A 13,786-nucleotide genomic window follows, 5' to 3' on the forward strand; every position below is an offset into this window, starting at 1 on the left:
GCCTGCCGCTCCCGCACCAGCTGCTGCACCGGGGGCATTCAAATTGCCACCGGTGGAAGAATTATCAGGAGTCGCGGCTGGTGCAACGCCGGTTCCTATGCGCCGATCAAGATCCTGATATCGCTCCAGGTTCTCTTGCTTCATGCGCGCTACATCATTTTGCAGAACTTCGATCACACCCTGTTGGCGTGAGATCTGCTCCTGCATCGATTGCAGTTGGTTGAACAGCTCGCCCTGTGCCGAGACAGGGGCCGAAACCCCTCCCCCGGCATAGGCGCCGTTCGTACCGTAACCCGCAGGCGGATAACTACTCCCGCTATTGTTATAGCCGGAGTTGTCCTCGACCACAGGAACCGCAGCCCACACCGCAAGCGGTGCGAGGCTGAGAGCCAAAACAGTTACAGCACGACGGCACGTTCGCATGACGAATTACTTACGCAGTTCGACGCGACGGTTTTGAGCCCAGGACTGCTCGTCGTTGCCGGTAGCAACTGGACGCTCTTCGCCGTAGGAAACCAGTTCCAGCTGAGCTGGGGAAACACCTTGCAGTACCAGGTAGCGCTGAACGGCTTTCGCACGACGCTCGCCCAGTGCCATGTTGTACTCACGAGTACCACGTTCGTCGGTGTTGCCTTCCAGAACAACGCGAGCGCCGTTTGCTTTCAGGTCTTTGGCGTGAACGTCCAGAGCGCGCATGGCTTCTGGCTTCAGGTCCGAGCTGTCGTATTCGAAGTAGAAGGTGGTGATTGCGCGCAGAGCAGCTTCTTCGCTCAGGGAACCATCAACGGCACCAGTGTTTGCGCCGTAACCAGCGTTTGGATCAACAGCGCCTTCACCGGCATTGTCGCCGCCTTTGGACGAGCAACCTACAGCTACAGCCATGGCCAGAGCCAGCGCAGCAAATTTACCAAACTTCAGCATTTCCATCGTGAAACTCCTAATGAACCCCAGTGTGTTAAGTACAACGTGTAGCGCCGCGTCAGTTCAGGTAAGGGGACCAGGACGGTTCTCTGACTTCGCCTTGTGCGGTAGGAAGCGGGAGCCTCACGCGTCCATTAATGGACACGAGCATCAAGACTCCCCGGCCCTGCTGGCGGGTGGCGTAGATTACCATGGTGCCGTTGGGCGCAACAGTAGGCGACTCGTCCAGAGTGCTATCAGTGAGGATCTTTACACTACCTCGCTGCAAATCCTGGGCTGCCACCTTGAAATTAGTGAAGCCTTCCTGACGATGGATCATCACCAGGGTCTTTTCATCGGCCGACAGTTTAGGGTTGGCGTTGTAGTTACCGATGAAGGTCACACGCTCCGCACCACCACCGCCTGCGCTGGTTTTGTAGATCTGCGGCTTGCCGCCACGGTCGGAGGTGAAATAGATGGTCGAACCATCTTTACCCCAGAACGGTTCGGTGTTGATGCCTTGACCGTTGGTGACGCGACTGATCTGACGCGAACCCAGGTTCATCACATAAATGTCCGGGTTGCCGTCTTTCGACAGTACGAACGCCAGGCGCTGACCATCCGGCGACCATGCTGGCGCACCATTCAGGCCTTCGAAGTTGGTGATCTGCTCACGGCGACCGGTGTCGATGTTCTGCATGAAAATGCGCGGACGCTTCTGCTCGAACGACACGTAGGCAATGCGTTTGCCATCCGGTGCAAAACGCGGCGACAGAATCGGCTCGCGCGATTGCAGCAAGGTCACGGCACGGGCACCGTCATAGTCCGAACGTTGCAGCGTGTAGCGAGTGTTCTTCTCGGAGAACCGCTCGGCCGTCACGTACAGCAGACGAGTCGAGAACGCACCTTTGATACCGGTAAGTTTCTCGAACGACTGGTCGGAGATGTAGTGCGCCATGTCGCGCAGTTGATCGACGCCGCCCGACACGCTGCCGGTCAGCACTTGCTGCTCGGTGGCGACGTTGAACAGTGCGTATTGAACCTGCAGGCGACCGCCCGCTGGAACAATGCTGCCGACCATGACGTACTGGGCACCCAGTGCCTTGAAGTCACGGAAGATGATTTCGCTAGCCTGGCTTGGCTGGCTGATCATGTTCTGTTTTGGAATCGGCGAGTAGTAACCCGAGTTGCGCAGGTCGTTACCGATGATTTCGGCCATGTCGTCCGGCAGCACGCTGCCGCCTTGGTTGCCGAACGGAACGACTGCAATCGGGGTGGCCCGATCACTGCCGCTGGTGACCAGAATGTTTTTTTCATCGGCTGCCGCTATCCCTGCCAGGCAGCAGATAACGACAAGCATTCCTCGAAGAAGGTTTCTCACAAGGCTAGATCCTCAGGTGTGAATGTCATCTTGAATGAACGATACGGAGCGAAATCGCTCGGCTTCATTCCTTGCATTTCTGTCAAACGTCCAATGTTCTTGACCGCTGCTACAGCGGAAGCGTCAAACGGACCATCGCCGCTGGACTTGGCCACGCCAACCGAAGTCACCGTACCGTCCGGCAACATGCCGATTTGCAACACGACCGTCATGCCTTTGCGGGCCGAAGGTGGACGAGCCCAGCCTTCCGCTGCACGAGCACGAATCAGATCATCGAAACTGCCGGCGACTTCGTCACCCTGCTCATCGGCCAAGGCCTGCTGACGCTGCGGCGTGTCGGAAAGCAAATCTGCCAGGGCCTGAGCCTTTTTCTCTTCGGCGGATTTACGCGACGCTTCCTGCGATTTTTTCTTCGCGGCATCGGCAGCAGCTTTTTTCTTCGCGTCTTCGGCGACTTTCTTCTTCGCCTCTTCAGCTTCAGATTTCTTCTTGGCGTCTTCGGCGGCTTTCTTCTTCGCGTCTTCGACGATCTTTTTCTTCGCTTCTTCAGCGGCCGCTTTCTTGGCCTCTTCTTCAGCAGCTTTCTTGGCTTCTTCTTCAGATTTCTTCTTGGCTATATCAGCCAATTGTTTCTCTTCGGCCTTTTTGGCTTCGGCGGTCTTCTTGGCTTCATCGGCTTTCTTGGCTTCATCAGCCTTTTTTGCCTCTTCCGCTTTCTTCGTCTCGTCGGCCTTCTTGGATTCTTCGGCTTTTTGAGCCGCATCTTCCTTCTTTTGTTCCGCGGCCTTGATCGCTTCCTGCTCGATCTTTTTCTGTTCCATCTGTTCGACTTCGGTCTGGCGCGCAGCAGATTTCTGCGCCTCACCCGCAATCTTCTGATTGGTCTGGGTGGTCGCCCGACTTTTCGATTTCAACTGGTACAGGGTCGCCTGGACGATTGGCTTGGCCGGCGGCAGCTCCGGTGTGAAGGCGAAACTGACGAACAGCATGCCGAACACCAGCACGTGCAAGACAATCGCCCAGACACTAGGCCAGAAGTAGCTTTCCGAGGCGGACGGCTCTCGCATTTGCTGCATCAGGGTGCCTCGGTAATCAAGCCAACATTACCGACCCCGGCTTTCTGCAACCCGCCCATCGCGCCCATGACGGAGCCGTAATCGACAGTCTTGTCGCCGCGAATGAATACTTGGGTACGCTTGCCGCCTTCAGTACCGGCGCGAATGATCTTGGTCACCGCGTCGGTCATTTGCGGCAAGGTCATGGCCTTGTCCTGCTGCTTATCGGTGTCGACTTCGCTGCCAAGGTTCCAGTAGTAGGTCTTGTCAGACTTGATCGAAATGGTCAGGACCTGAGTGTTGTTGTCCTGCGGCAAGGCTTCGCTGGAAACCTTGGGCAGATCAACTTTCACGCCCTGATTGAGCATCGGCGCGGTCACCATGAAGATGACCAGCAGTACCAGCATCACGTCGATGTAAGGCACCACGTTCATCTCGGCAACCGGCTTGCGCTTTTTGCGAGCTCGAGCGATTAAAGCCATTGGAAATTACCTGCTTATTCTTCGCTGGTGTGCACTTTGCGGTGCAGGATCGCCTGGAATTCGTCGGCGAAGGTGTAGTAACGGCCCAGCAGGGTTTCGCTGCGAGCAGCAAAACGGTTGTACGCGATAACGGCCGGAATGGCGGCGAACAAACCGATCGCGGTAGCAATCAGTGCTTCGGCAATACCAGGGGCCACAGTGGCCAGGGTCGCTTGCTGGGCAGTTGCCAGACCACGGAAGGAGTTCATGATGCCCCAGACCGTACCGAACAGACCGATGTACGGGCTGACGGAACCGACGGTGGCGAGAAACGGCAGGCTCTGCTCGAGTTTTTCTTCCTCGCGGGAGATGGCCACGCGCATGGCACGGGCCACGCCTTCCATGACCGCTTCCGGGTCAACGCCTGACTGCTGACGCAGACGGGAGAATTCCTTGAAGCCGGCACGGAAGATCTGCTCGACGCCCGAATCCGGATCAGGGTTGCTGCCGGCCTGACGGTAGAGTTTGGACAGGTCGATACCCGACCAGAAGCGCTCTTCAAAGCTCTCCAGGGCGCGTCGACCGGCACGCAGCAAGTTGCTGCGCTGAAAGATCATGATCCATGAGGTCACCGATGCGGCTACCAGGATCAGCATTACCAGTTGCACCACGATACTGGCATTGCTGACCAGGCTCCACATGGAGGAATGGTCGACGACGTTAGCTTCCACGCTTTATCTCCTGCTTTGAGTGTGTACCCGCGCCGCTCACGTCGGCAAAGGCCGCACGTAGAGCTTCGGGAATGGCCCGGGGTTTTAAACTGTTAGTGCGCACACAGGCCACCAGAAACTGCCCTTCGCAGAGCAGCGCATTATCCGTAGCCCGCCTGACCTGCTGTTTGAAGCGCAGGCTGACCCGGTTCAATTCAATTACTTCAGCGCTTACCAGCAGTTCGTCATCCAGTCGCGCCGGCGCGTGGTAACGCGCTTCGCTGGAATGCACGACGAACAACAGGTCCTCCCCTGCCAGCGCCGACTGGGCAAAGCCCAGCTCCCGGAGCCGCTCGGTTCGAGCCCGTTCCATAAACTTGAGGTAATTGACGTAATACACGATGCCGCCCGCATCGGTGTCCTCGTAATAAACGCGACAACGATGTGCGAACGGCTCAAGCCCGTTTTGCGCGCGCATACTCTAGTGCTTACTCCTCAGGTTGCCAATCCGGCCAGGCAACTGTTTTTCATTGATTCGCGGCTTTCTGGCGAAAGTACGGTCCTGGGACAGCACAAACCCCGAATAAATCAGCGCGCAAAGGTTACTAATCGTCCACGGCATCGAGGAACTCGTCTACCACGGGCATCTCGCCTAATCGTGACGGGATGTTTAAACCGAAGTGCAGGTACGCATGTCGAGTGACCACCCGCCCCCGCGGAGTGCGCATGATATAGCCCTGCTGGATCAAATACGGCTCCAGCACATCTTCAATGGTGTGACGCTCTTCGCTGATCGCCGCCGCCAGACTGTCCACCCCCACCGGCCCACCGTCGAACTTCTCGATCATGGTCAGCAGCAGGCGTCGGTCCTGATGGTCGAAACCACGCTCGTCGACATCCAGCAGGTTCAGCGCCAGGTCGGCGATCGGCTTGGTGATGTGGCCCTTGGCGCGGACCTCGGCAAAATCCCGGACCCGACGCAGCAAGCGGTTGGCGATCCGCGGCGTGCCACGGGCACGGCGGGCGATTTCGAAGGCGCCTTCCGGGTCCAGCGGCAAACCGAGAATGTTCGCCGAACGGCTGACAATCGTCGCCAGGTCAGCGGTGTTGTAGAACTCCAGACGCTGAACGATCCCGAAACGGTCGCGCAATGGATTGGTCAGCATGCCGGCACGAGTGGTTGCGCCGACCAGGGTGAACGGCGGCAGATCGAGTTTGATCGAGCGCGCGGCCGGCCCTTCGCCGATCATGATGTCGAGCTGGAAATCTTCCATGGCCGGGTACAGGACTTCTTCGACGATCGGCGACAACCGATGGATCTCGTCGATGAACAGCACGTCATGGGGCTCAAGGTTGGTCAGCAACGCCGCCAGATCACCCGGACGCTCGAGGACCGGCCCCGAGGTGCTTTTGATCGACACGCCCATTTCCTGGGCAATGATGTTGGCCAGGGTGGTTTTACCCAGACCCGGAGGGCCGAAAATCAGGGTGTGATCCAGGGATTCATTGCGCCCGCGCGCGGCCTGGATAAACAACTCCATTTGTTCGCGAACGGTCGGCTGGCCAATGTATTCGGCCAGGCTGACGGGACGAATCGCCCGGTCCTGGACTTCTTCGCGCTCACGAGGACCACCCGTGGCGGCGATCAGACGATCAGCTTCAATCACTTAGATCATTCCCTTAAGGGCACGACGAATCATGTCTTCACTGCTCAAACCTTTCTCCTTGATCGCGGAAATCGCCTTGCTGGCCTCCTGCGGCTTGTAGCCCAGGGAAATCAGCGCGCTGACCGCGTCATTTTCGGCGGTGGCGACCGGAGCTGGCGCATCTGGCCCACCCGGCTGGTTTGGCACCAACGCGAACATAGCCGGCACGGTTTCCCAGGCCTTGAAGCGATCCTTGAGCTCGACCAGCAAACGCTCGGCGGTCTTCTTGCCAACCCCCGGCACCTTGGTCAGCGCCGAAGTGTCCTGGGACTGCACGCAACGAACCAGTTCGTCGACCTCCAGGCTCGACATCAAGGCCAGCGCCAGTTTCGGCCCCACACCATTGAGACGGATCAGCTCGCGAAAAAAGTCTCGCTCGCGCTTGCCAAAGAAGCCATAGAGTAACTGCGCGTCTTCGCGTACGACCAAATGGGTGTGCAAGGTCAGCGGTTCACCGACCGACGGCAAGCGATAAAGCGTGGTCATGGGGACTTCCAGCTCATACCCCAGACCGTTTACATCCAGAATCAGGTGCGGCGGCTGTTTCTCAGCCAAAGTGCCGCGCAAGCGTCCAATCACGTTTCAGATCCTTGAGCCTTGGCCAGATCAGTGCTGGCGACTGACAGAACAAGGGTTTTGCGCCGACAACACAGGCGCAAAACCCTCATTCCATAAAAAATGATTGCTGATGCTATCAGAGACGCAGGCGCCCGCCACGACTGCGTGCTGTGCCCAGACCATGAGGCAACAGGCTGGAACGGGTGTGAGCGTGGCAAATCGCGATGGCCAGGGCATCCGAAGCATCGATTTGCGGCTTGCTGGTCAATTTCAGCATGTGCATGACCATCATTTGCACTTGTTCCTTGTTCGCCCCGCCGGTGCCGGTCACCGCTTGCTTGACCTGGGTCGCGGTGTATTCGGCGATTTCCAGGCTTTCCTCGGCACCGGCCACGATGGCTGCGCCGCGGGCCTGACCGAGTTTGAGGGCGGAGTCGGCATTGCGCGCCATGAAGACCTTTTCGATGCCCATGGTCACCGGACCGTAGGTCTGAATCACTTCACGCACGCCCCGATAGACGATTTGCAGGCGCTCGTGCAGCTCGCCGGAGCCCGTGCGAATGCAACCCGACGCCACGTACACGCAGCCACGCCCGGTATCACGTACCACGCCATAACCGGTGATACGCGAACCGGGGTCGATACCAAGAATTAAAGTCATAACGCCTGCGGATTAGGTAAGAGCACGATATTCAATACAGCGAATAACAAATGTGGGAGCTGGCTTGCCTGCGATGGCGTAGGCACATCAAACAATGATGTAGCCTGACACGCCGCCATCGCAGGCAAGCCAGCTCCCACACTGAATCTTAGTCGCCCTTATCCGAGCTGAGCGGCCACCGACTCTGGAATGTCGGCATTGGAATACACGTTTTGCACGTCATCCAGGTCTTCAAGCATATCGATCAGCTTCAGAACCTTCTCGGCACCTTCCAGATCGAGTTCGGCACTGGTGGTCGGCAGCATGACGATTTCCGCGTCATCGCCCTTGAAGCCTGCGGCCTCCAAAGCGTTGCGCACGGAATAGAAGCCGGCGAACGAGGTGAACACGTCGATCGAACCGTCTTCATGGGTCACCACGTCATCGGCGTCGGCCTCCATGGCCGCTTCCATCAGCGCATCCTCATCCACGCCTGGCACGAAGGAAATCTGCCCCTTGCGCTCGAACAGGTAGGCTACCGAACCGTCGGTGCCGAGGTTGCCGCCGCACTTGCTGAACGCATGGCGAACAGCCGCTGCAGTGCGGTTGCGGTTGTCGGTCATGCATTCGACCATCACCGCCACACCGCCCGGACCGTAACCTTCGTAGGTCAGCTCGACCATATCGTCGGTATCGGCGGCGCCAGCACCGCGAGCAACCGCGCGGTCGATAATGTCGCGACTCATGTTCGCACCCAGCGCTTTATCCAGCGCCAGACGCAAACGCGGGTTGGAGCCCGGATCACCGCCACCCTGACGAGCAGCAACCGTCAGCTCACGAATCCACTTGGTGAAAATCTTGCCCTTCTTGGCATCCTGACGTTCTTTGCGGTGCTTGATGTTCGCCCACTTGGAATGACCCGCCATAACTCGCTCCGAATTATCTTTGAAACATTGCCCGCCACGCCATGATGCGCCAGCCAGCAAATAAAAATCTCGACCATTGTATAAAGAAAGGGCGCATCCGAAGATGCGCCCTTCTGGTCAGCCTTACTCTGCTTTAGGCGTTTCGCGCAGACGAATGTGCAGTTCGCGCAATGCCTTGGCATCCACCAGACCCGGTGCCTGAGTCATGACGCAGGCAGCGCTCTGGGTTTTCGGGAAGGCAATCACTTCACGGATCGACTGGGCGCCGGTCATCAGCATCACCAGACGGTCCAGACCGAAGGCCAGGCCACCGTGCGGCGGCGCGCCGTATTTCAGGGCGTCGAGCAGGAAGCCGAACTTCTCTTCCTGTTCCGCTTCGCTGATACCCAGCAGACGGAACACCGACTGTTGCATTTCCTTGCGGTGGATACGGATCGAACCGCCACCCAGTTCGGTGCCGTTCAGGACCATGTCGTAGGCACGGGACAGCGCGGTTGCCGGGTTGGCTTCCAGTTCTTGCGGCGTGCACTTCGGCGCGGTGAACGGGTGGTGCAACGCGGTGAAGCTGCCGTCGTCGTTCTCTTCGAACATCGGGAAGTCGACAACCCACATCGGTGCCCACTCGCAGGTCAGCAGGTTCAGATCGTGACCAACCTTGATCCGCAGCGCGCCCAAGGCTTCGCTGACGATCTTCGATTTATCAGCGCCGAAGAACACGATATCGCCATCAACTGCACCGACGCGATCGAGGATCACGTTGAGGTTTTCCTCAGGGATGTTCTTGACGATTGGCGACTGCAGACCTTCGACGCCTTTGGCGCGCTCATTGACCTTGATGTACGCCAGGCCCTTGGCACCGTAGATGCCGACGAACTTGGTGTAGTCGTCGATCTTGCTGCGCGGCATGCTTGCCGCGCCTGGAACGCGCAGAGCGGCAACGCGGCATTTCGGATCGTTGGCAGGGCCGCTGAACACCTTGAAGTCGACTTCTTTCAGTTGATCGGCAACGTCAACCAGTTCCAGCGGGTTACGCAGGTCCGGCTTGTCGGAACCGTAACGACGCATGGCCTCTTCGAAGGTCATGTGCGGGAAGTCGCCGAACTCCAGGTCCAGCACTTCCTTGAACAGGTTGCGGATCATTTGTTCGGTGATGCCCATGATCTCTTTTTCATCGAGGAAGCTGGTCTCGATGTCGATCTGGGTGAATTCCGGCTGACGGTCGGCGCGCAGATCTTCGTCGCGGAAGCACTTGGCGATCTGGTAGTAACGGTCGAAGCCGGCGACCATCAGCAGCTGCTTGAACAGCTGTGGCGATTGCGGCAAGGCGAAGAAGGAACCGGCGTGAGTACGGCTCGGCACCAGGTAGTCGCGAGCGCCTTCTGGCGTGGCGCGGGTCAGAATCGGCGTCTCGACATCGAGGAAGCCGTTCTCGTCCAGGAAGCGACGGATGCTGGTGGTCATGCGCGAACGCAGACGCAGCTTCTCGAGCATTTCCGGGCGACGCAGGTCGAGGAAGCGATAACGCAGGCGGGTTTCTTCGCCGACGTCGGAGAACTCGTTGAGCGGGAACGGCGGGGTTTCCGCTTCGTTCAATACTTCCAACTCATAGCCCAGCACTTCGATCATGCCCGACGCCATGTTGGCGTTGGTGGCACCGGCCGGACGCAGGCGAACCTTGCCGGTGATCTTGACCACGTATTCGCTGCGCACGCGATCGGCGGCGGCGAAGGATTCAGCGCGGTCCGGGTCGAACACCACCTGGGCCAGACCGTCACGATCACGGATATCGAGGAAAATCACCCCACCGTGGTCACGGCGACGGTGAACCCATCCGCAAAGGGTAATTTCCTGGCCTTCCAGGCTTTCGTTCAGTTGGCCGCAATAATGGCTGCGCATCATGGTCGTGGTTTCACTTCTCGTAATTCGAAATTCGGTTGGAGGTCTTGCCGCCCCCCACACCTAAACAAGGTGCCAGATGATGCAAGAGCTCGCGCGTGTCATTCAGCCCGGGCGCTAGACCCTAGTCAGCTTTGTCGCCACCGGCCAGATTTTTCTTGGAACCGGTCTTGAAGTCGGTTTCGTACCAACCGGTGCCGCTGAGGCGGAAGCCCGGCATGGACAGCATCTTTTTAAGCTCTGGTGCCTGGCAGGCAGGGCAGTCGACCAGCGGTGCTGCGCTGATCTTTTGAATGGCTTCCAACTGATGACCACAGGAAGCACATTGATAGTCGTACATCGGCATGGGGGTTGTCTCGGCGATCAGATTGCTACCGCGCATGCTGGGCTTTGCGGCAAAGGGCGGGATTATATCCATTAAATGCAGCCTGTGCAGCCGTAAGACTGCACAGACCGACACTCGACCCGATCAACCGCCAATTGCTAAGCCATGACGAGGCAACTTCCCTCCTTCAGGCTGTGCACGACACAGACAACCCGCACCAGCCCGGTGAAGTTCTTCACTCCGCCATGACGCAAATGCACTTCGCGATCCACGTGGGACAACAGCGCACTGACCGAGCAGCAATTGACCTTGGCCATATCACCCAAAATATCCCAATAGACCTGTTCAAGCCGCAAACAGGTCGCAAAGCCATTCAAACGCACTGACCGGGATAATGGCTGGGCCAGGCCCATATCGAATTCGCTGACTAATGAATCAATCCTCACGTCCTTGAGTGGACCGATCCTCCCCTCGCTTCGCCTGTCTTCATGAACCATACCGTTGACACTCCTTTGCCATCCTTGCTGCTTATAAGAGTCATATTTCGTTTCCTTATAAAAGCGCAGGCGCACAGGCATATCCAGATGACTTTATGACCATCAACGTAGGATAAGCCAACAACGGAGGGGAGATCATGGACCACGTCCTAGGCCGGACGCTTTCCCACAAGTACTGACGCAACATCACTCAATGAAAAGGCAAAAGATCCGAGGAACACTGCGCGCGAACAACACTCAGCAAGCGTCACTCGCACACCGGCCTGTGGAAATCACCGCTGGACCGCCTGATTTGAGTAGCCGCGGGCTTTGCTGTTAAATAGGCAGTGTGTCGCTACCGCCTATTTTCCGGGGGCTGCGCATAGGCTGATACCGGGTACGTGTCCAACGCCTCTTATTGTTCTGAAGCGAACCGTGCTCCATCAGCTCTTCCTTGTGATCCGTCTTAACGTGAGTTAATCAAAATGTTGAAAATCGTCCACCTGCTAATGGGCGCAGCAGCCCTGCTGCTGTCCTTCATCCCTAGCCTGCGATCCGAAGCGCTACCTTACCTGCAACAACCCGATGCGCTGTACCTGGCCTTTTTCGGCCTGCTCAACCTCACCCTTGCACCTGTTATCCCTTACTGGAACAAAGGCCCACGTCATCAACTGCAAAACCTGGTCAGCGCCTTGCTGGTTCTGGCTGTGGTACTGCAAACACTGACATTGTTCGCCCCGATGCCTGTCATCGCCGGTCAACCTGCCGTTCTGTTCAGTCTGGTCGTTGCCCTGATCGCCATTCTTTTGCACCTGGCCGTCAGCTTCTACAAATCTTCACCGGCCGCCGCCTCGCCAAGCTATGACATGAGCAACCGCGATACCGGCACCGTCAAGTGGTTCAATACCTCCAAAGGCTTCGGCTTTATTTCCCGTGATTCCGGCGATGATATTTTCGTGCACTTCCGGGCAATTCGCGGTGAAGGCCACCGTGTTCTGGTCGAAGGCCAGCGCGTGGAGTTCTCTGTCATGAACCGTGACAAAGGCCTGCAAGCCGAAGATGTGATCGCCGCCCTGCCGCGTCGCTGATTCCAAGGCTAAAAAAAACCGCGAACGGCCCAGGCTGTTCGCGGTTTTTTTATGGCCTGCTCTTCACTAATGAGGCTCAGTAATGTGGCGGCGGCGCCTCTTCTTCGAAGGATTCGAACTGACCAACCATTTCCTCCTGCCGCTTGAGCAACGCAGCCATTTGCAGTTGCAGGCGCTCCACTGCGCGTTGCTGCGTCGCCAGCACATCACTCAATGCCTGGATGGTGTCATCCTGAAACGCCAACTGGCTTTCCAGATCGGTAACGCGTTCTTCCAGGCTCATGACTCAACCCTCCAGAAACGTGAAGTCATCGGTCAACACCAGACGCAGCCGTTCGCGAATCGTCGCGATCTGCTCTGGACTGTAGGGTAAAGCCTGCTGCTTGCCCCAGACCGGAGCTGGCCAGGCGGCGTCCTCACGCTTGCGCACAATCACATGCATGTGCAACTGGCTGACGACATTACCCAGGGCCGCGACGTTCAACTTGTCCGCATCGAACGAGTCCTTGAGCATTTCCGCCAGTGCGGTGGTTTCCTGCCACAGCTGCTGTTGATCTGCGACATCTAATTGAAATATCTCACTGATATCCTCGCGGCGTGGCACGAGGATGAACCACGGGTAGTTCGAATCATTGGACAACAGCAACCGACAGAGCGGGAAATCGCCGATCGGCAACGTGTCTTGTTGAAGTCGTGGATCTAAAGCGAACACAGCGCGCACTCCCCTCTGGTCATCTTTTTTTCAGCTTAGCGCCCATACCAAAAGACGACGGCACCAAGCGACAGGACGGCAGCATACCTGCGAATGCCACGCGCTTCACGACGAACTGCCGCCTGCAGCGTCCTCCGGGCGCCCCGACATGAGCCATTTTGATCCGGCATGCACCATGACAGAACTAGCCGCAGCACAAAAAACGCCGAAATGACCAATAAACAACGGGCTGTTCGCTTCGAACACAAAGCGTCACTGTGTGAATTCGGTACAGCAATTGAAATTTTTTGCACCAAAACCGCACAACGCGTCTACGCTCAGTGCGTCAGCATCCGCTAACTACTCACTGGCGGGGTGAACCGGTAACGTTTTTGGTTGTCGGCCCCATCAGTCGGATGTGGTAAACACGATGCGAAGCATGGCGTCAAGCCCACGTAAAACGAGCTTGAACCCCCCGGTTTTATGGGGTTTTTACAGCAGCAGGCAGGCCTTTGAAAAAAAACAGCAACAGAATTCCGATTTGTGCACGCTTGTTGCATTCACACCTACATCGTCTATAAGGCGTCCGCTGGAAGTGGAAGCCTTAAGGCCAATAAAAACAGTGGCAGGATTGCCCGATGGAGATTCAAGTGCAGGACCAGGGACTCTTTTTTACCGATGCTCAAGCCATGGAAAACAACGCTGAAGTTGTCAGTCCGATTGCGTCGGGATTGTGAATTTGCGACATCTACCCAGCCATTTGCGACAGGGTCGTAAAGAAGCTGAAAGGTTAGATGCGCAAGTATCGCCAACATGGTCGGCGTGATATAAGTTTGCGCCGACACAAAAAGAAAGAGCCGCCCGGATAATAAAACAGGCGGGACGGCAGTACTCTTCTAAAAACCAAAGGAGCAAATCACGATGCGCGTGATGAAGTGGAGCATGATCGCACTGGCAGGTGCTGCAGCAGCCA

General features: G+C 57.3%; 17 protein-coding genes. 1 reads left to right on the plus strand and 16 read right to left on the minus strand.

Translation table 11 applies throughout. The features are described from left to right. From PMI18_RS30095 to PMI18_RS22810, 14 genes are all read right to left on the minus strand, one after another. A partial coding sequence (locus PMI18_RS30095) for a YbgF trimerization domain-containing protein (protein ID WP_274517913.1) occupies window positions 1-423 on the minus strand: 423 nt, incomplete at its 3' end. Between the two features lie 6 nt (window positions 424-429). After that, complete coding sequence (gene pal / locus PMI18_RS22865) at window positions 430-927, minus strand: peptidoglycan-associated lipoprotein Pal (RefSeq protein ID WP_003178634.1); 498 nt, start codon at window positions 925-927, stop codon at window positions 430-432. Window positions 928-979: 52 nt separating this feature from the next. Then, window positions 980-2,281, minus strand: a complete 1,302-nt coding sequence (gene tolB / locus PMI18_RS22860; RefSeq protein WP_007897027.1) for a Tol-Pal system beta propeller repeat protein TolB — start codon at window positions 2,279-2,281, stop codon at window positions 980-982. Next, complete coding sequence (gene tolA / locus PMI18_RS22855; RefSeq protein WP_007897028.1) at window positions 2,278-3,357, minus strand: cell envelope integrity protein TolA; 1,080 nt, start codon at window positions 3,355-3,357, stop codon at window positions 2,278-2,280. Before tolA ends, tolB begins: the two co-directional genes overlap by 4 nt. Next, the gene (tolR, locus tag PMI18_RS22850; protein WP_162130599.1) at window positions 3,357-3,809 is read right to left on the minus strand and encodes a protein TolR; all 453 of its coding nucleotides are present in this window, start codon (window positions 3,807-3,809) and stop codon (window positions 3,357-3,359) included. Before tolR ends, tolA begins: the two co-directional genes overlap by 1 nt. Window positions 3,810-3,832: 23 nt before the next feature. Continuing rightward, window positions 3,833-4,528: a protein TolQ gene (gene tolQ / locus PMI18_RS22845; protein ID WP_007897030.1), complete on the minus strand. Its 696-nt coding sequence runs from the start codon at window positions 4,526-4,528 to the stop codon at window positions 3,833-3,835. Next, the gene (gene ybgC, locus PMI18_RS22840) at window positions 4,518-4,985 is read right to left on the minus strand and encodes a tol-pal system-associated acyl-CoA thioesterase (RefSeq protein WP_007897031.1); all 468 of its coding nucleotides are present in this window, start codon (window positions 4,983-4,985) and stop codon (window positions 4,518-4,520) included. The genes tolQ and ybgC overlap by 11 nt, the downstream gene beginning before the upstream one ends. Window positions 4,986-5,112: 127 nt before the next feature. Then, complete coding sequence (gene ruvB, locus PMI18_RS22835) at window positions 5,113-6,174, minus strand: Holliday junction branch migration DNA helicase RuvB (protein ID WP_007897032.1); 1,062 nt, start codon at window positions 6,172-6,174, stop codon at window positions 5,113-5,115. Beyond that, a complete protein-coding gene (gene ruvA / locus PMI18_RS22830) occupies window positions 6,175-6,792 on the minus strand; it encodes a Holliday junction branch migration protein RuvA (protein WP_007897033.1) in 618 nt (205 codons plus the stop codon). Between the two features lie 115 nt (window positions 6,793-6,907). Next, window positions 6,908-7,432 (minus strand): crossover junction endodeoxyribonuclease RuvC, encoded by a 525-nt coding sequence (ruvC, locus tag PMI18_RS22825; protein WP_007897036.1) that lies wholly within the window; start codon window positions 7,430-7,432, stop codon window positions 6,908-6,910. A gap of 158 nt (window positions 7,433-7,590) precedes the next feature. After that, window positions 7,591-8,337 (minus strand): YebC/PmpR family DNA-binding transcriptional regulator, encoded by a 747-nt coding sequence (locus PMI18_RS22820; protein ID WP_007897038.1) that lies wholly within the window; start codon window positions 8,335-8,337, stop codon window positions 7,591-7,593. A gap of 123 nt (window positions 8,338-8,460) precedes the next feature. After that, complete coding sequence (gene aspS, locus PMI18_RS22815; protein ID WP_007897040.1) at window positions 8,461-10,236, minus strand: aspartate--tRNA ligase; 1,776 nt, start codon at window positions 10,234-10,236, stop codon at window positions 8,461-8,463. Between the two features lie 121 nt (window positions 10,237-10,357). After that, the gene (locus PMI18_RS0129335; protein ID WP_010457489.1) at window positions 10,358-10,579 is read right to left on the minus strand and encodes an FmdB family zinc ribbon protein; all 222 of its coding nucleotides are present in this window, start codon (window positions 10,577-10,579) and stop codon (window positions 10,358-10,360) included. Between the two features lie 137 nt (window positions 10,580-10,716). After that, complete coding sequence (locus PMI18_RS22810; RefSeq protein WP_007897043.1) at window positions 10,717-11,055, minus strand: ribbon-helix-helix domain-containing protein; 339 nt, start codon at window positions 11,053-11,055, stop codon at window positions 10,717-10,719. A gap of 464 nt (window positions 11,056-11,519) precedes the next feature. On the opposite strand from PMI18_RS22810, the gene PMI18_RS31720 reads away from it, so the two are divergent. Continuing rightward, on the plus strand, window positions 11,520-12,122 hold the full coding sequence (locus tag PMI18_RS31720; protein WP_007897045.1) for a cold-shock protein: 603 nt from the start codon (window positions 11,520-11,522) through the stop codon (window positions 12,120-12,122). A gap of 76 nt (window positions 12,123-12,198) precedes the next feature. Here the strand turns inward: PMI18_RS31720 and PMI18_RS22800 are convergent, their stop codons facing one another. Then, the gene (locus PMI18_RS22800) at window positions 12,199-12,405 is read right to left on the minus strand and encodes a SlyX family protein (RefSeq protein WP_007897047.1); all 207 of its coding nucleotides are present in this window, start codon (window positions 12,403-12,405) and stop codon (window positions 12,199-12,201) included. 3 nt (window positions 12,406-12,408) lie between these two features. Beyond that, complete coding sequence (locus PMI18_RS22795; protein ID WP_007897048.1) at window positions 12,409-12,834, minus strand: HIT family protein; 426 nt, start codon at window positions 12,832-12,834, stop codon at window positions 12,409-12,411. Between the last annotated feature and the right edge of the window lie 952 nt (window positions 12,835-13,786).

It is taken from the genome of Pseudomonas sp. GM102 (assembly GCF_000282555.1).
GTDB lineage: Bacteria > Pseudomonadota > Gammaproteobacteria > Pseudomonadales > Pseudomonadaceae > Aquipseudomonas.

Coding starts and splice junctions, on each gene's coding strand:
- PMI18_RS22800 (WP_007897047.1), bottom strand. CDS start 12,405: ATGAGCCTGGAAGAACGCGTTACCGATCTGGAAAGCCAGTTGGCGTTT.
- tolA (WP_007897028.1), bottom strand. CDS start 3,357: ATGCAGCAAATGCGAGAGCCGTCCGCCTCGGAAAGCTACTTCTGGCCT.
- PMI18_RS22810 (WP_007897043.1), bottom strand. CDS start 11,055: ATGGTTCATGAAGACAGGCGAAGCGAGGGGAGGATCGGTCCACTCAAG.
- pal (WP_003178634.1), bottom strand. CDS start 927: ATGGAAATGCTGAAGTTTGGTAAATTTGCTGCGCTGGCTCTGGCCATG.
- ybgC (WP_007897031.1), bottom strand. CDS start 4,985: ATGCGCGCGCAAAACGGGCTTGAGCCGTTCGCACATCGTTGTCGCGTT.
- aspS (WP_007897040.1), bottom strand. CDS start 10,236: ATGATGCGCAGCCATTATTGCGGCCAACTGAACGAAAGCCTGGAAGGC.
- ruvC (WP_007897036.1), bottom strand. CDS start 7,432: ATGACTTTAATTCTTGGTATCGACCCCGGTTCGCGTATCACCGGTTAT.
- PMI18_RS31720 (WP_007897045.1), top strand. CDS start 11,520: ATGTTGAAAATCGTCCACCTGCTAATGGGCGCAGCAGCCCTGCTGCTG.
- PMI18_RS22820 (WP_007897038.1), bottom strand. CDS start 8,337: ATGGCGGGTCATTCCAAGTGGGCGAACATCAAGCACCGCAAAGAACGT.
- PMI18_RS0129335 (WP_010457489.1), bottom strand. CDS start 10,579: ATGCCGATGTACGACTATCAATGTGCTTCCTGTGGTCATCAGTTGGAA.